At 52.1% G+C, this 16399-nt stretch carries 13 protein-coding genes; 8 read left to right on the forward strand and 5 right to left on the reverse strand.

All coding sequences use genetic code 11. The features are described from left to right. Window positions 1–6: 6 nt before the first annotated feature. The 6 genes from rlmKL to rmf all read left to right on the forward strand — a co-directional run bounded on the left by rlmKL (window position 7) and on the right by rmf (window position 8041). Window positions 7–2127, forward strand: coding sequence for a bifunctional 23S rRNA (guanine(2069)-N(7))-methyltransferase RlmK/23S rRNA (guanine(2445)-N(2))-methyltransferase RlmL (rlmKL, locus tag V2154_RS06715; protein ID WP_353501573.1), 2121 nt, complete (start codon window positions 7–9; stop codon window positions 2125–2127). Between the two features lie 5 nt (window positions 2128–2132). Beyond that, complete coding sequence (locus tag V2154_RS06720; protein ID WP_353501574.1) at window positions 2133–4037, forward strand: ABC transporter ATP-binding protein; 1905 nt, start codon at window positions 2133–2135, stop codon at window positions 4035–4037. A gap of 80 nt (window positions 4038–4117) precedes the next feature. Further along, entirely contained in the window at window positions 4118–5383 is a 1266-nt protein-coding gene (gene pqiA, locus V2154_RS06725) for a membrane integrity-associated transporter subunit PqiA (protein WP_353501575.1), read from the forward strand. Then, a complete protein-coding gene (pqiB, locus tag V2154_RS06730) occupies window positions 5370–7025 on the forward strand; it encodes an intermembrane transport protein PqiB (RefSeq protein ID WP_396132027.1) in 1656 nt (551 codons plus the stop codon). Before pqiA ends, pqiB begins: the two co-directional genes overlap by 14 nt. Then, a complete protein-coding gene (gene pqiC, locus V2154_RS06735; protein WP_353501576.1) occupies window positions 7025–7597 on the forward strand; it encodes a membrane integrity-associated transporter subunit PqiC in 573 nt (190 codons plus the stop codon). The genes pqiB and pqiC overlap by 1 nt, the downstream gene beginning before the upstream one ends. 276 nt (window positions 7598–7873) lie before the next feature. Further along, complete coding sequence (gene rmf, locus V2154_RS06740; protein ID WP_072009867.1) at window positions 7874–8041, forward strand: ribosome modulation factor; 168 nt, start codon at window positions 7874–7876, stop codon at window positions 8039–8041. 155 nt (window positions 8042–8196) lie between these two features. On the opposite strand, the gene fabA is transcribed toward rmf, so the two are convergent. Beyond that, the gene (gene fabA, locus V2154_RS06745; protein ID WP_353501577.1) at window positions 8197–8715 is read right to left on the reverse strand and encodes a bifunctional 3-hydroxydecanoyl-ACP dehydratase/trans-2-decenoyl-ACP isomerase; all 519 of its coding nucleotides are present in this window, start codon (window positions 8713–8715) and stop codon (window positions 8197–8199) included. Between the two features lie 68 nt (window positions 8716–8783). Beyond that, window positions 8784–10550, reverse strand: coding sequence for an AAA family ATPase (locus V2154_RS06750; protein WP_353501578.1), 1767 nt, complete (start codon window positions 10548–10550; stop codon window positions 8784–8786). Window positions 10551–10760: 210 nt separating this feature from the next. On the opposite strand from V2154_RS06750, the gene matP reads away from it, so the two are divergent. After that, a complete protein-coding gene (matP, locus tag V2154_RS06755) occupies window positions 10761–11216 on the forward strand; it encodes a macrodomain Ter protein MatP (RefSeq protein WP_353501579.1) in 456 nt (151 codons plus the stop codon). A 162-nt stretch (window positions 11217–11378) separates the two neighbouring features. Here the strand turns inward: matP and ompA are convergent, their stop codons facing one another. Then, window positions 11379–12458, reverse strand: coding sequence for a porin OmpA (gene ompA / locus V2154_RS06760; RefSeq protein ID WP_353501580.1), 1080 nt, complete (start codon window positions 12456–12458; stop codon window positions 11379–11381). Window positions 12459–12818: 360 nt separating this feature from the next. Beyond that, window positions 12819–13331, reverse strand: a complete 513-nt coding sequence (gene sulA, locus V2154_RS06765) for an SOS-induced cell division inhibitor SulA (protein WP_353501581.1) — start codon at window positions 13329–13331, stop codon at window positions 12819–12821. A gap of 218 nt (window positions 13332–13549) precedes the next feature. Between sulA and V2154_RS06770 the strand changes: the two genes are divergently transcribed. Beyond that, complete coding sequence (locus tag V2154_RS06770; RefSeq protein ID WP_353501582.1) at window positions 13550–14176, forward strand: TfoX/Sxy family DNA transformation protein; 627 nt, start codon at window positions 13550–13552, stop codon at window positions 14174–14176. A gap of 48 nt (window positions 14177–14224) precedes the next feature. On the opposite strand, the gene yccS is transcribed toward V2154_RS06770, so the two are convergent. Continuing rightward, on the reverse strand, window positions 14225–16366 hold the full coding sequence (gene yccS / locus V2154_RS06775) for a YccS family putative transporter (protein ID WP_353501583.1): 2142 nt from the start codon (window positions 16364–16366) through the stop codon (window positions 14225–14227). Between the last annotated feature and the right edge of the window lie 33 nt (window positions 16367–16399).

The following is a 16399-nucleotide window of genomic DNA, read 5'->3' on the forward strand; positions in this document are numbered from 1 at the left end:
GTCGATATGAACTCTTTGTTTGCCAGCACGGCGCGTGGACTGGAAGAACTTTTAAAAAGCGAACTGGAAACGCTGGGTGCGCAAGCCTGCAAAGTTGTGCAGGGAGGGGTGCATTTTGAAGGTGACGATCGCCTGCTGTACCAAAGTTTGCTTTGGAGCCGTCTGGCTTCGCGTATTCTTTTGCCTCTGAATGAATTTAAAGTCCACAGTGACTTAGACCTTTATCTAGGTGTGATGGCAATCGACTGGCCGGAAATTTTCGGCGTCGATAAAACCTTCGCAGTGCATTTTAGCGGGCTGAACGATGAGATCCGTAACAGCCAATACGGCGCGTTGAAAGTGAAAGACGCCATCGTTGACAGCTTCACCCGCAAAATTGACCAGCGTCCGAACGTGGCGAAGCAGCAGCCAGACATCCGCGTTAACGTATTTTTGCAGCGCGACACTGCCAGCGTTGCTCTGGATTTGAGCGGCGAAGGCTTGCACCAGCGCGGCTACCGCGATCTGGCGGGACAGGCTCCGCTGAAAGAGAGCCTGGCGGCGGCCATTGTGATGCGTTCTGGCTGGCAAGCCGGCACGCCGATGATCGATCCAATGTGTGGTTCAGGCACTTTGCTGATTGAAGCGGCGATGATCGCCGCCGATCGCGCGCCGGGCCTGCATCGCCAACACTGGGGCTTTACCGCCTGGAACAAGTTTGATGCCGAGCTGTGGCGTGAACTGATCGCCGAGGCGCAGGTGCGTACGCGCCGCGCGGTGCAGGAAACCACTTCTCGCTTCTTCGGCTCTGATATTGACCGTCGTGTGATTGAAATGGCCCGTGCCAACGCCCGTCGCGCCGGGGTTTCTGAGCTGATTAGCTTTGATGCCAAAGAAGTGGGCAAGTTGACTAACCCACTGCCAGAAGGCCCGGTCGGCACGGTTATCAGCAACCCGCCGTACGGCGAGCGTCTGGAAAGCGAACCCGCGCTGATTGCCTTGCATAACCTGCTGGGCCGCATCATGAAGACGCAGTTTGGTGGCTGGCAGTTGTCGCTATTCAGCGCCTCGCCGGAGCTTCTGAGCTGCCTGCAACTGCGCGCCGATCGCCAATTTAAGGCGAAAAACGGCCCATTGGAATGCGTGCAGAAAAACTACCAATTGGCTGAGAACCCGGCCGGGGCTGCTGGCGCGCAAATTGCGGAAGACTTTGCCAACCGCCTGCGCAAAAACGTGAAAAAGCTGGAGAAGTGGGCCAAGCAGCAGGGCATCGAATGCTATCGTCTGTATGACGCCGACCTGCCAGATTACAACGTGGCGGTTGACCGCTACGGCAGCAAAATCGTGGTGCAGGAGTATGCGCCGCCGAAAACCGTGGATGCGCAAAAGGCCCGCCAGCGTCTGTTCGACGTGATTAACGCCACGCTCTCGGTGCTGGATATCTCCTCCAGCCAGCTGATCCTGAAGACGCGTGAGCGCCAGAAGGGCAAAAATCAGTATGAGAAACTGGCCCAAAAAGGCGAATTCCTGCTGGTGGAAGAGTATAACGCCAAGCTGTGGGTGAACCTGACCGACTATCTGGACACCGGCCTGTTCCTTGATCACCGCATTGCGCGTAAAATGCTGGGTGAAATGAGCAATGGTAAAGACTTCCTCAACCTGTTTGCTTATACCGGCACGGCGAGCGTGCACGCGGGTCTGGGCGGCGCGCGCAGCACCACCACGGTAGATATGTCGCGTACTTATCTCGAATGGGCAGAGAAGAACCTGCGGGCTAACGGCTTAACCGGGCGCCAGCATCGCCTGATTCAGGCTGACTGCCTCTCTTATTTGGGCATGTGTGATGAGCAGTTCGACGTGATCTTCATTGATCCGCCGACTTTCTCAAACTCCAAACGCATGGCCGACAGTTTCGACGTTCAGCGCGATCATCTGGCATTAATGAAAGATTTGAAGCGTATTTTACGTCGCAACGGTACCATCATGTTCTCCAACAACAAGCGCGGTTTCCAGATGGATCTCGACGGGCTGAGCAAACTCGGTCTGAGCGCAAAAGAGATCACCAGCCAAACCCTGTCGCAGGATTTCGCCCGTAATCGTCAAATTCATAACTGCTGGCTGCTGTCCCACGCCGGCGAGGAAAAATAAAGTTTATGTCGTTAATTAGTATGTCAGGTGCCTGGCTGTCATTCAGTGACTCGCCGCTGTTGGATAACACCGAATTACACATCGAGCCAAACGAGCGCGTGTGTCTGGTAGGCCGTAACGGTGCCGGTAAATCGACGCTGATGAAAATCATCAACCGCGAAGTGCCGCTGGACGATGGCCGCATTGTTTACGAGCAAGATTTGATCGTGGCGCGTCTGCAACAGGACCCGCCGCGTAACGTGGAAGGTACGGTTTTCGACTTCGTATCAGAAGGCGTTTCCGAGCAGGCTGAACACCTGAAAGCCTACCACGCGATTTCTCATCTGGTGGAGTCCGACCCGAGCGAGAAAAACATGAACAAACTGTCCCAGGTGATGGAAATTCTTGACCATCAGGGCCTGTGGCAGCTCGATAGCCGTATCAACGAAGTGCTGTTGCAACTGGGTTTAGACGCCGACACCGAGCTGAAATCGCTCTCCGGCGGCTGGCTGCGTAAAGCCGCTCTGGGCCGCGCGCTGGTGAGTTCTCCGCAGGTTTTACTGCTGGACGAACCGACCAACCACTTGGACATTGAAAGTATTAGCTGGCTGGAAGATTTCCTGAAGGAGTTCCAGGGCAGCATTATCTTCATCTCCCACGACCGTTCATTTATCCGCAATATGGCTACCCGTATTGTCGATTTGGACCGTGGCAAGCTGGTTTCTTACCCCGGCAATTACGAAGCTTATCTGCTGGCGAAAGAAGAAGCGCTGCGCGTGGAAGAGCTGCAAAACGCCGAGTTCGACAAAAAACTGGCGCAGGAAGAAGTGTGGATCCGCCAAGGTATCAAGGCGCGCCGCACCCGTAACGAAGGCCGCGTTCGCGCACTGAAAGCCTTGCGTCGCGAGCGCTCCGAGCGCCGCGAAGTGATGGGCACGGCGAAAATGCAGGTGGAAGAGGCGACTCGCTCCGGCAAAATCGTCTTCGAAATGGAAGATGTCAGCTACGCCATCTCCGGCAAACAGCTGGTCAGCCATTTCTCCGCGCAGGTGCAGCGTGGCGACAAAATCGCGCTGGTTGGCCCGAACGGCTGTGGTAAAACCACCTTGCTGAAACTGATGTTGAGCCAGCTGCAGGCCGACAGCGGCCGCGTTCACTGCGGCACCAAGCTGGAAGTGGCTTACTTCGACCAGCACCGCGCCGAGTTAGATCCAGAGCGCACCGTGATGGACAACCTTGCTGAAGGTAAGCAAGAGGTAATGGTCAATGGCCGTTCTCGTCACGTGTTGGGTTATTTGCAGGACTTCCTGTTCCACCCGAAACGCGCGATGACGCCAGTCAAAGCCCTGTCCGGTGGTGAGCGTAACCGCCTACTGTTGGCGAAACTGTTCCTGCGTCCAAGCAACCTGTTAATTCTCGATGAACCGACCAACGACCTGGATGTGGAAACCCTCGAGCTACTGGAAGAGATGATCGACAACTATCAGGGCACCGTGATGCTAGTAAGCCACGACCGTGAATTTGTTGATAACTCAGCCACTGAATGCTGGATTTATGAAGGCGACGGCGTGATCAACAGCTATGTTGGCGGCTACCATGACGCACAGCATCAGCGCCGCAACCAGAAGCCTATTCGTCAGGTTGCAGCCACTGAAACGAAAGCTGCACCGCAGCCGAAGACAGAACCTGCTAAACGCACGGCGAATAAGCTCAGCTATAATCAGCAGCGCGAGCTAGAACTTTTGCCGCAACAAATCAGCGACTTTGAAGTTCGCATTGCTGGTTTACAAGAGCAGATGAGTGATGCCAACTTCTTCACTCGTCCGCATGACGAAACGCAGCAGGTGCTGAACGCACTGGCTGCGGCAGAACAGGAATTAGAGCAGGCTTTTGAACGTTGGGAAGCGCTGGAAGCGCAGAAAAACGGCTAAGTTTGCCCTCAGCTGTGCAGACGAGCAGGGAGCGCGTCGTCTGCACAGTTTTTGCCCTTAGCGCACTTGAGGAGTTAACTGTGTGTTCTCATGTCCATGACCCGCACATTTTGTGTCCACAATGCGACTTGTTGGTGGAGATCCCGGTTATCGCCATCGGGCAAAAGGCGAAGTGTCCGCGTTGCCACACCACGCTGACCTCCCGCTGGAAAGAACCTCGTAAACGTCCTATCGGCTTCGCCATCAGCGCGCTGTTTATGCTGCTGCTCGCCAACCTGTTCCCCTTTGTTAATATGAATGTCGCCGGACTGAGCAGCGAAGTCACGCTGGTGCAGATCCCACGGGTATTAGTGTCTGATAACTATGCCAGTATGGCGTCGCTGTTCATGATAGTCGTCCAGCTGCTGCCGGCGATTTGCATGCTGTCCATCATTATTCTCTGCCTGAACACGCGGCTCTCCACCCAGTGGAAAGTCAGCATTGCGCGCACACTTTTCCGCCTTAAAACCTGGTGTATGGTGGAGATCTTCCTTGCCGGGGTGCTCGTCAGTTTCGTTAAGCTGATGGCCTATGGCGACGTCGGCGTTGGCACCAGCTTCCTGCCTTATGTGCTTTTCTGTCTTCTGCAACTGCGCGCTTTCCAATGCACCGACCGTTATTGGCTGTGGCAGCAGGTCGAACCCGCGCCGCGCCTGACACAGCCGTTGAAAATTGGCGAAAGTGGTCTGAGTCAGGGGCTGCGTTCTTGCCACTGCTGCATGGCGATTTTGCCCGTCGATCAGTCGGTGTGTAGCCGCTGTGAAACTAAGGGCCACGCGCGGCGCAAAAACAGCCTACAGTGGACCATGGCGCTACTGGTCACCTCGCTGCTGCTCTATATTCCGGCCAATTTATTGCCAATCATGATAACTCAGGCCCTCGGCACCAAAATCACTTCGACCATTATGGCCGGCGTGGTGCTGCTGTGGAGTGAAGGCTCTTATCCGGTGGCGATGGTGATTTTCATCGCCAGTATTATGGTGCCGTCGCTGAAAATGCTGGCGATCGGCTGGTTGTGCTGGGATGCCAACAGTAATAAGCAAATCGACAGGGAAAGGTTGCACGTGATTTATGAAGTGGTGGAGTTTGTTGGGCGCTGGTCAATGATTGACGTTTTCGTCATAGCCGTGCTTTCTGCACTGGTCAGAATGGGGCAGCTAATGAGTATTTATCCGGACATCGGCGCACTGCTATTTGCTGGGGTCGTTATTCTTACTATGTTCGCCGCGATGACTTTCGACCCAAGATTGATTTGGGATCGGGCCGGAGTTCAGTCTTTGAAGGAGCAACAAGATGGCGGAAAATAATATCAATGAGAATCACAACGGCACCGCGAAGGTTGAGAAGATCAAACGCTGGTCGCCGGTGTGGATCATTCCGATCGTTACGGCATTAATTGGGGCTTGGATCCTGTTTTACCACTACAGCCATCAGGGGCCGGAAGTGACGCTGATCACCAGCTCCGCTGAAGGCATTGAAGGGGGTAAAACGACCATTAAAAGCCGCAATGTCGATGTCGGCAAAGTCGAAAGCGTCACCCTGAGTGAAAACCTGCAACAGGTTATCATCAAGGCGCGCCTGAACTCCGGCATGGAGAAGATGCTGCGCGACGACTCCATCTTCTGGGTGGTGAAACCTCAGGTGGGCCGTGAGGGTATCTCGGGGCTGGGTACTTTGCTCTCTGGGGCTTACATCCAGCTCCAGCCGGGCAATAAAGGGGAGGAGAAGGCGCAATATGCCCTGAATGACTCGCCGCCTCTGGCCTCGCCGGACGCCCAAGGCATCCGCGTTATTCTGGAAAGCGAGCGCTCCGGCCAGCTCAGTCCGGGCGATCCGGTGCTGTTCCGCGGCTTCCAAGTGGGTACTGTGGAAACCAGCCACTTCGACCCGAAAGCCCGCAATATCAAATATCAGCTATTTATCCGTGCGCCTTATGATGGGCTGGTGACGGATAACGTGCGCTTCTGGAAAGACAGCGGCGTTAACTTCGACATGTCGGCACAGGGTATGCGCGTTGAGATGGGTTCACTCACCACCCTGTTCAGCGGCGGCGTGAGCTTTGACGTGCCGAACGGCTGGGAGCAAGGCTCGGCGGCCAAAAATGGCGATAACTATCAGCTCTTTGACGACCAGCGCAGTATTCAAGAGTCGCTGTATACCAAGCATATCGATTACGTGATGTTCTTCTCCGATTCTATTCGCGGCCTGCAACCGGGGGCGCCAGTTGAGTTCCGTGGCATTCGTCTGGGGACCGTGGCACAGGTGCCTTATCCAATGAACGTGCTGAAACAGCAGATGGATAATGATTACCGTATTCCGGTGCTGATTCGCATTGAGCCAGACCGTTTTGCTCAGCTGATTGGTAATGATTTCAACATCACTGACCATATCCGCGACGGCATTGCTCGGGGTCTGCGTGGCTCGATGAAGTCTGCTAACTTGCTGACTGGCTCGATGTATGTCGATCTCGACTTCTATCCCAATGAGAAGCCGTGGAAAGGGCCATACCAGATTGACGGGCAGAAACTGTTGCCGACCGTCAGCGCCGGTTTCGCGCAAATTCAGCAGAAGCTGATGACCACGCTCGACAAGATCAACAACTTGCCGATCGAACCTATGCTGCGCGAGGCGACCACCACGCTGGCGGAAAGCCAGAAGACGATGAAAGCCACGCAGAAAACCCTCGATTCGCTTAATGCCATTGTGGGCAGCAAAGAGATGAAAAATCTGCCACAGGATATGCAGCAGACGCTCATCCAGCTTAATCGCAGCCTGAAGGGCTTCCAGCCTGGTTCTCCGGCTTACAGCAATCTGGTGGGAGATATGCAGAGTCTGGATAAAACCCTGCGTGAATTGCAGCCGGTGCTGAAGACCTTAAATGGTAAGAGTAATGCACTGATTTTCGCCGCCCCTGGGCAAGATGATCCTCAGCCGAAGAAGGCCAAATAATGATGAAATGGATACCTGTCGTCTTAGCATTGTTGCTGACTGCCTGTAGCAGTAGCGATCAGAAAACTTATTACCAACTGCCTATTCTGGGCAGCACGCCGGTAGCCACCAGCAGCGGCAGTATGATCCCACAAGGGCAGCCACGGCAATTATGGGTGGAGCATGTCAGCGTGGCGGATTATCTGGCGGGCAACGGTCTGGTATTCCAGACCAATGACGTGCAGTACGTTCTGACGCAAAATAACCTGTGGGCCAGCCCGCTCGACCAGCAGCTTCAACAGTCGCTGGTGACTTATCTCGGGCGTGATCTGCCGGGCCGCGTGGTGTCCGCGCAGCCTGCTAACAACGCCGAGCAGGATGTGTTGAACGTCAATGTGACCGGCTTCCACGGCCGCTATGACGGCTCTGCGCTGATTAGCGGCAGCTGGGTGTTAATCCGCGATGGGCAGACCATTCAGCGCAGCTTCAACCTGACCCTTAAGCAAAATGAAGATGGTTACGACGCGCTGGTGCGAACGCTGGCCGCAGGTTGGCAGCAAGAAGCAAGCCAGATTGCTAGCCAGCTAAGATGAACATTTTTTAAGCTTAATTTAATTTAAGATAAAGACGCAAAATCCCGAATTCTGAGTTTTCAGACTTCGGGATTTTTTATTGGCGATCAGCCAGATGGGGATTTTCCGGCGCGATTAGCTTGCGCGCAATCCGATAAGATAGCGCATGAATATGACAGTTGTGTGCAATTTGTGCATTGACCTGACCAAAAATTGCGGCTATTTGTTAAGTGTGGGCGCGCAAGCGGGCCACTGTTTTCTTTCCACCTGAACCTGAATAAATGAGGGAAACAAGGCATGAAGAGACAAAAACGCGATCGCCTGGAACGGGCACAATCACGTGGATACCAAGCAGGTATTGTCGGACGCTCAAAAGAGGTTTGTCCGCATCAAGCAGTTGATGCCCGCGCACATTGGCTCGGGGGTTGGCGACAAGCCATGGAGGACAGGGCAGTAACCGCTTAAGCGGCACCCTGTCAGAAAAAGGAACAACCTCCGCCGCGGGCGGAGGTTTTTGTTTCGATTTCCCTCAGATGCAAAAAAGCGAATATGCAGAACATATTCGCTTTTTTTAGCTTTCAACCTGTGGGATAGAGCTTGGCGGGCAAGCTCTGACAGATTTAGAAGGCGCTGGCGTCTTTGAACAGACCCACTTTCAGGTCACTCGCGGTATAGATCACTTCGCCATCTACCAGCACTTCGCCGTCTGCTACGCCCATGATCAGTTTACGGTTGATCACGCGTTTGAAGTTCAGGCGGTAGGTTACCACTTTCGCAGTCGGTAAAACCTGACCGGTGAATTTCACTTCGCCAACACCCAGTGCGCGGCCTTTGCCTTCGCCACCGAGCCAGCCAAGATAGAAACCAACCAGCTGCCACATGGCGTCAAGACCAAGACAACCGGGCATTACCGGGTCGCCGATGAAGTGACAACCGAAGAACCACAAATCAGGATTGATATCTAATTCTGCTTCAACGTAACCCTTGCCATGGCTGCCGCCATCTTCTTGCATCTTCACGATGCGGTCCATCATCAGCATGTTGCCTGATGGCAATGGTGGGCCACCGGCACCGAAGAGTTCACTACGGCCAGAGGCTTCTAGATCTTCTTTAGTATAGGAATCGCGTTTATCTACCATGTTCTATGTAAGCCTTATTTTATTGAAGGACGGAGTTTAGCTAACAGGTGTAAGCCGAACAACTCCGATCAGCTGTGGCTGAACCAACTCAACCAGCGAAGTGGCCAGGGGTAACTGCGGCGTTCCTGAGGTAATGCCTGCGCGATACGTTCCTGAATCAAGCCCAGTAAACTTGGGCGAGCTTCTTCAGCTTGCTCTTCGTGAGAGTAAATTAATCCGGTCAGGATAGGCAGTGCTTCACCTGCGTTATCGACTGCCCATAAATGGAATTGGCCTTCACGCACGGCGTCAATCACCTGCGGGTGTAAACACAGGTTACGCACGTTGCTGGTGGGGATAATCACTCCTTGATTGCCCGTGAGACCGCGGCGCTGGCAAACTTCAAAGAATCCTTCGATCTTCTCATTCACGCCACCAATTGGCTGCACGTTGCCGAACTGGTCGACAGAGCCGGTAACCGCGATTTGCTGGTTAATCGGCTGCATCGATAAGGCGCTGACTAACGCACAAAGCTCGGCCAGAGACGCGCTGTCTCCATCGACTTCGCCATAGGACTGTTCGAAAACAATTGAGGCGGAGAAAGGCAGAGGCTGATCCAGTTCCAGTTCGGAAATCAGGAACGCCTGCATAATCATCATGCCCTTAGCATGCAGATTACCACCCAACTCGGCTTTACGCTCAACGTCGGTGAATTCACCGTCGCCCGTGTGTACGACACAGCTAATGCGCGAAGGTTCACCAAAGGCGCGCGGATGTCCCGGATATTCCAGCACGGACAGGCCGTTAATCTGGCCAATCACTTCGCCTTCGGTTTCAATACGAATTTGACCCAGTTCAATCTCATCCTGCATGCGTTCCTGCAAGTAGCTTTCACGCCATGCGCGCCCGTTAATTGCGGCTTCGAACGAGGTCAGGGTCAGTAACTCATCCTGATTATACAGTGCCGCCTCGGTGAGTTGCGCGCTGAGCCACGCAGGGCAAAGCGTCAGGCTACCTTGGTCGGTGCTATAGCGAATCGCCAGACGCAGCATCGCAGGCCAAGCGTCGGCAGCCAGACGTGGAATGTCCAGCTCGTCCGCCAGCGTGTTGACATAGCCACACCAGGTCGCCATATCGTCGGCATCGGTTAACGGCAGGTCAGATTCGAACTCGCCATACACCGCAGACTCAAGCAGCTCCGGCTCCATTTCATTGAATTCGCCCAATGAAATGCGATCCCCAACCAGCACCAAGCGAATGTCGATGGGCATTGAAGGAATAGCGACGGGCAGCGGGCGGCTCTCATCAGGTGAGATCCAGTGATAAACACCCTGAGTGATCATCTGCTTCAGGCGGAGCCACATCAGTGGCTGAGCCAGCAGGGCGCGGATGGATAGCACCAGCACGCCGCCGTTAACTTGATGAATTAGGCCCGGCTCAAGCTGAATCTGGTCTTTATAGATGCGCACACAGCCGAAAAGCTGCTCTGGCTCAATCCACTCTTGGTAGTGGCTGGCGAGTTTGGCGGCAAAATTATCTTCAACCGTGCTGGCATCCGCCACCGAGATTTTTCCACCTTCAATAAGATAGCGACAGCCAAATACAGGCCGTTCTTCAGGGAGGATCTGGGTGATGGCGTCATTAATGCGAGAGAGATATTCACGGCTCTCCAGTGCTTTGATGGTCATAAAGCGGGGGCGGGAGAGCGGGTGACAGAACAGCGTTAAACCATTTTCCAGTCGTGGCTGAATAGCAGCGAAATCCACTGGGGCCAACTCAGCAGCCGTTGCGAAAATAGCCTCATAGGGCGTGGTATCGGGCAGTAAGAGCTGCCAATCAAGTCGGTTATTGGTCAATGTGTTAGCTGTGTTCTGTAAAATGGGAAAGGGCGATTATACAAGAATAAACAGTGATGAACACAGGGAGTGTCGTGGTTAAGACGCAGGTCACGGCAGCTAAGGTTTGTTCGTGTAAAAATTGAACAGTTTTGCATGTGCTTTTTGCAGTGAAAATTCGAATAAAGCTGTTATGCTTATCAAAGTTACGGGGTCACAGAAGAGCTCACAATGAAATATCAGCAACTGGAAAATCTTGAGAGCGGTTGGAAGTGGAAGTATCTGGTAAAAAAACACCGTGAAGGTGAACGAATTACCCGCCATTTAGAAAATAGCGCCGCCGAAGATGCTGTTGATGAACTTCTCAAATTAGAAAACGAGCCGGTCAAAGTTCTGGATTGGATCGCTAATAATATGAATCCTGCTTTGGAAAATCGCCTAAAGCAAACTATCCGTGCCCGCAGAAAAAGACATTTTAATTCTGAGCATCAGCACACCCGCAAGAAATCCATCGATCTGGAGTTTCTGGTCTGGCAACGTCTTGCTGGCTTGGCGCAGCGTCGTGGTTCAACCCTTTCGGATACCATCATCCAACTGTTAGAAGACGCGGAACGCAAAGAGAAGTATGCGAGCCAGATGTCATCGCTCAAAGAAGATTTGCAGCAGATCCTGGGTAATAAAGAGTAGGGGGGAAGGCTTTATGAGTAGGCCTGGGCAGTCATCATCTCAGTAATTCTATAACCTCGCCATTCTACAAAGCTCGTTATTCTAAAAATCTACATCCATAAAAAAACCCCGCCTAGGCGGGGTTTTTAGTATCTGTCGTTAAACAGTAGAAAGCGGTATGACTTAAGCCTGTGGCTGAGTCACAACGTCTTTGATACCCTTAACTTCGATCTCTACGCGACGATCTGGAGCCAAGCAAGCGATCTGTGCTTTAGTAGCACGGCCAGCTTTGTAGCCACAGGTGTTGCCAGTGATTGAGTTAGTTTCACCCATACCACGTGCAGAGATTTTGTCTTTAGGAATGCCTTTAGATACCAGGTAGTCAACCACGGTTTGAGCGCGTTGCTCAGACAGTTTCTGGTTAGACTGCTCAGAACCTACTGCATCAGTGTAGCCCAGAACAACTACTGAACCGTCTTTCGGATCCAGTGAGCTCAGTTGGGTGTACAGCTGATCCAGAGCCTGCTGGCCTTCTGGTTTCAGGCTAGATTTACCGAAGGTGAACAGAACGTCAGACTTCAGGGTAAATTTCTTGGTTTCTACAACTGGAGCTGGAGCTGGTGCTGGAGCTGGTGCCGGAGCAGCTGCTTCATCTTGACCGAAACGGTAAGAAACACCCACAGACAGCATAGCGTTGTCAGGACGTGCGCCAACGGTAGCAGCATCACCGATGTTGTTAACCCATTGGTAATCCAGACGAGTAGCCCAGTTTTTGGTTACAGCGTATTCGAAACCAACGGCTGCCAGTGGAGAAACACCGGTGTCGTGATCGCTTACGCGAGCGCCAGTATCGCCAAAGTTACCTTTGGAGTCTGCACGCCAAACCATACCACCCAGACGAGTGTAGATGTCCAGATCGTCAGTCAGTGGGTAGCTCAGTTTAGCAGCAAGTTGAACGCCCTGTGCTTTGAAAGCACCGTTGTTCGTGTCGCCTTTGTAAGGCATGCGGCCAAGCCAGTCATATCCCATTTCAAAGCCCAGGTATTGGTTTGCTTGGTAACCCAAGAACGCACCTGCACCCAGTTGGCTTTCGTGGGTAGGGCCGTTGCCGATACCGTTGTAAGCGTTAGCGAAACCAGTGTCATGGTACTGGGACCAGCCCAGCTTACCACCGGTGTACCAGGTGTTATCTTTAGGGGCGGCTTGCGCTACGGTAGCGAAACCTGCCAGTGCCACTGCTAATGCGATAGCTGTCTTTTTCATTTTTGCGCCTCGTTATCATCCAAATAGGCAATTGAGCTTTAAGCTTTTAAGCCCTTGGTTATAAAATCCTTACGCCAAAGTTATTGCTTCCGTTAAGAACTTTGCCACTTTACGTTGGCATTATAGAGCAACCTTGGCGTTGTAAAGTCTACAACGTGGCGAGAAACTTACAAGCTTGATGTGTTAACAGCGTGGAAAAAAAAGGAAAAATGTACACATTTCTTAACATCAAAGGCCATTTGTTGACGAAACTTTGGAGTTAGTTGCACCGTGAAGGCGCAAATTTACCGATAAAAACCCACTTTTCAGCACAAATCACTAAAAAAGGGGGTTATTTCATCAGAACATTCCTAATTTGAACTAATGGTACACAGAGGACTGAATTTTTACTGTTGATTGCTGTCCATGAGCTGAGATTTGAGCATTTGTCGGTCTCATGATGAATCCGTAAGACCCTCCCTGAAGTGCTGCCAAGCGCAATCTTTCACGTTCTGCATCGTTTAAATCAGGTAGCCACCCCAAAACAACGCTGTAGTTCCCTGTCAAAAGTGCTTTTTCCATCGCATCTACCGGCGACATGGAATTCATTTGGCTCACCTGAACGATTTTGCTCACCGGCAATCCAGACTGAGACAACCAATTACGGCTCAGTTTCTGTTGCGGGGTTAACCACAGCAACCAACGTGACTGCAAACCTAAATGTTGCAGCAGAGGTAATAATAGTTCCGACAATGCCGGCTGGCTTTCACAGTATACGAACTCTGTGAGCAGGCCACTATTTCTCGATATCGGTGTCGATTGTTTGACGTGCGGTGGAGTTACAGAAACCGCTTGATGCCGTAAATGATGATTTGTCAGAGCTTGAGTTCGCATGATGTATCCTGCCAGTGAGTAACTGTATGGATGTACAGTACTCGTTGGCTGGACAAAGATCAACCCAATTTTTTCCAAGAAATCTCGCAAAAATGGAAGGCAACGGAATGTAATCGCATTTTATGTTTGGTGCTGTGAGGGACTTTGCGTATTTTGCAAATAGCTTTACGAGTAACAACAAAGGGTACGTCTGGATTTATTCATGAAAGGATATCGCAATGATTAATCGTACAAAAATAAGAGTTTCTGAATCTCAAAAGTTATTTACCTGCCTGGGAAATATCCGTTCTCGCTCACAGTTTGGAGGCTATAGCCTGTCGGCTAACGGCGTAATGTTTGCCTTAGTTTCTGACGGGGATCTCTATCTGCGAGCAACGCCAGAAAATGAAATACATTTTCGCCGTATGGGGATGGAATCGCTGATTTATCGCAAACGGGGTATCGCGATAACCCTTCGCTATTTCAAAGTTGATCAGCAGCTTTGGCAAGACACTGCCCAGTTGATCACCCTTGCAAAGTGCTCTTTGCAAGGCATGTTAGACGATATGAAAACTAAAAAAGAGGGTGAGGCCAGACTGAAGGACCTGCCGAATATTTCGCTCAATCTGGAGCGTCTACTGTGGCAAGTCGGTATCTCTACCTCTTCACAACTGCGTGCGCAGGGTGCTTGTGTTACTTATCTGAAATTGAAATCAGTAAAGAAAAATCTGGGACTAAATGTATTGATTGCACTTGAAGCAGCGATACAGGGGTTCCATGAGGCTGCTTTACCTATGGCTTCCCGCGAAGTGTTAATGCAGTGGTTTAAATCTCATCAGCCGATGATCGATAAGACCGCTCGTTAAAAATAGCGCCAGCAAAGTGAGCGACTTTGCTGGCTTATCATTTCAACCCTAGAGGCTTTGGGCAGGTACGATTTTGCTATTTAAATTGGTGAATTCCGGCATATGGGCCAGCAACAGGCCAATCTGTTGTAAGACCAGCTGTTCTTTGCTGTCGGATTCTGTGGTTCTTTGTTCAATACGGGCCATCAGTTGCTCAATGGCACGATGAACTTTCTCGGCATCTGCAGGTTCATGATGCAGCGCGTCATCAATGCAGCAGGCCGCGTCGTCGAGCAGTTTCAGGGTTTCTGCATCATGCAGCTTTTCCCGGTGTGCCCCCAGCGCCGAGATGTAACTCAGCATCGTGTGGTTTAAACACAGTAGGCGGAAAGCGGCTTCAAGGGTTTGCTGATCGTTATTCTTCTCCGACGTCATATTGGAAACGACAGAGGCCAGTTCCGCGTCACAGTTATGTGCGTCGCGACGAGCCAGCCGATAATCAAGACTATTATCTTTGCCCTGATGGTATTGAACCAGAATGGCATCCAGATAGCGGCAGTTGGCAGTAAACGTCTTATCCACCACTACAGGCAATTGCCTGAATCGCCAATCTGGCCAGATAAAACTCACTGCCGCCCAGGCGATAGCACATCCAATTAGCGTATCGATGACGCGCGGAATGGCAATTTCGAAGCCTTCACCCAACAGGTTAAAGCACAGCAAAACCAGCAGCGTAATGAACATCGTGGCATGGGCATACTGCACATTGCGGAAGGCAAAGAACAGCAAGCCGCTGATAACAATGAGCACCATCTGGCCTTCAATAGAGGGCACGAAATAGAGAATTGGGATGCCTATGGCGATACCGGCCAGCGTGCCGATAATCCTCAATGCCAGACGACGACGGGTCGCGCTGTAGTTGGGCTGGCAGACAAAAAGGCTGGTCAGCAAAATCCAATATCCGTGATCTAAGCCGCTGATTTGGATAAAGGCATAGCCCATCGCTAAGACAATCGACATGCGAATGGCATGGCGGAAGAGGGCTGATTTCGGCGTGAGGTGGCGAGATATTCGCAGCCAAATGTCATCGATTCCCGTCAGCTTGTCTTCGGCAAAGGTCTTGGTATTTTCCTGATTCTCCGGCAGCGCCTGCTCGGATTCGATGCTAGCAAGTTGTGCGTCGATAGCCCGTAAGTTGATTAACAGGTGGCGCAGCGCTTGCAGCATTTCGCGGTGCTGGGTCTGGGTATCGAGCCTTTTTAGGGCTTCATCCAGGCGCAAGAAAGCCCGCTCAAACTGAATGTTATGCTGGTATTTCTGGTGATAAAGAATGCACTGCGAAAGTTGGGCACAGGCTCGCGCCTGCATGCTCATTAAACGTTGGAAGCGGAATAGAATATCGCTGTGGTGGAACTGCTCGCTGAGCTTTTTGTATTGCACATGGGAAGAGCTGGCGCGCTCGTGAATATCCTGCACAACAAAGTAGTAATGCAACGTTCGGCGCGTCCCTTTCTGCCCGCGATCGCCTTTCAGCCGGGTCTGGAGAGTGGTTTTAGTTTGGTTCAGGGTGGCTACTAACTGGCTATTAGCCATCGCCAGCGCCACCAACTCATTTTTATTGTCGCCTTCCTGATCTGGGTCGAACAACGTCGCTTTGGCTTCAAGATAGTGCGCTAACTGAGAATAGCAGCGGGAAATCAAGTCCTGCAGAGGGCGTATCGGGTAGAGAATGTGCCCTGCCAGCGTGAGCAGGTTGTACCACACTGCGCCGCATATCAGCAGCACTGGTTGCTGGTACCAGATGTGATACATGTTGGTGCCGAGCATGGTGTAGATGGCAATAAGCAGTGCGCCGAAGGCGATAGTGGCGTATCTCTGACCGAGCGCGCCGAGCAGGATAAACCCGCAGGTGGAGATCATCAGCCCCAAGGCAAACAGCCATGGATAAGGAAAAAGCAGTTCAATAGAGGCTGATGCGATAAAGAAACAGACTAAGGTGATCAGCAGGTTACGCAGCCGCCCCGAGAGGCGGTCATCTAAGTCAGCCAGCGCCGCTGCCACCACGCCCAAAGTCAGTGGGATAGTCAGCGTGGGCAGCCCGACCCACCAAGGCACGGCGGCCGCCCCGGTGAGCGCAATAAAAATGCGGATATTGTAAAGGACGTTGCTGTTATAGGCATAACGTCTTAAACCCGGGGCGAAAGAGAACAAGGGAACTCCACTTAGCAAAAGGCTAATTAAAAG

This window comes from Ewingella sp. CoE-038-23 (assembly GCF_040419245.1).
In the GTDB taxonomy this organism is placed as follows: domain Bacteria; phylum Pseudomonadota; class Gammaproteobacteria; order Enterobacterales; family Enterobacteriaceae; genus Ewingella; species Ewingella allii.

What these genes read in the sequence shown, in the direction of transcription:
- V2154_RS06720 (WP_353501574.1), top strand. Translation starts at nt 2,133, where the DNA reads ATGTCGTTAATTAGTATGTCAGGTGCCTGGCTGTCATTCAGTGACTCG.
- matP (WP_353501579.1), top strand. Translation starts at nt 10,761, where the DNA reads ATGAAATATCAGCAACTGGAAAATCTTGAGAGCGGTTGGAAGTGGAAG.
- pqiC (WP_353501576.1), top strand. Translation starts at nt 7,025, where the DNA reads ATGATGAAATGGATACCTGTCGTCTTAGCATTGTTGCTGACTGCCTGT.
- V2154_RS06770 (WP_353501582.1), top strand. Translation starts at nt 13,550, where the DNA reads ATGATTAATCGTACAAAAATAAGAGTTTCTGAATCTCAAAAGTTATTT.
- rmf (WP_072009867.1), top strand. Translation starts at nt 7,874, where the DNA reads ATGAAGAGACAAAAACGCGATCGCCTGGAACGGGCACAATCACGTGGA.
- sulA (WP_353501581.1), bottom strand. Translation starts at nt 13,331, where the DNA reads ATGCGAACTCAAGCTCTGACAAATCATCATTTACGGCATCAAGCGGTT.
- rlmKL (WP_353501573.1), top strand. Translation starts at nt 7, where the DNA reads ATGAACTCTTTGTTTGCCAGCACGGCGCGTGGACTGGAAGAACTTTTA.
- ompA (WP_353501580.1), bottom strand. Translation starts at nt 12,458, where the DNA reads ATGAAAAAGACAGCTATCGCATTAGCAGTGGCACTGGCAGGTTTCGCT.
- fabA (WP_353501577.1), bottom strand. Translation starts at nt 8,715, where the DNA reads ATGGTAGATAAACGCGATTCCTATACTAAAGAAGATCTAGAAGCCTCT.
- pqiB (WP_396132027.1), top strand. Translation starts at nt 5,370, where the DNA reads ATGGCGGAAAATAATATCAATGAGAATCACAACGGCACCGCGAAGGTT.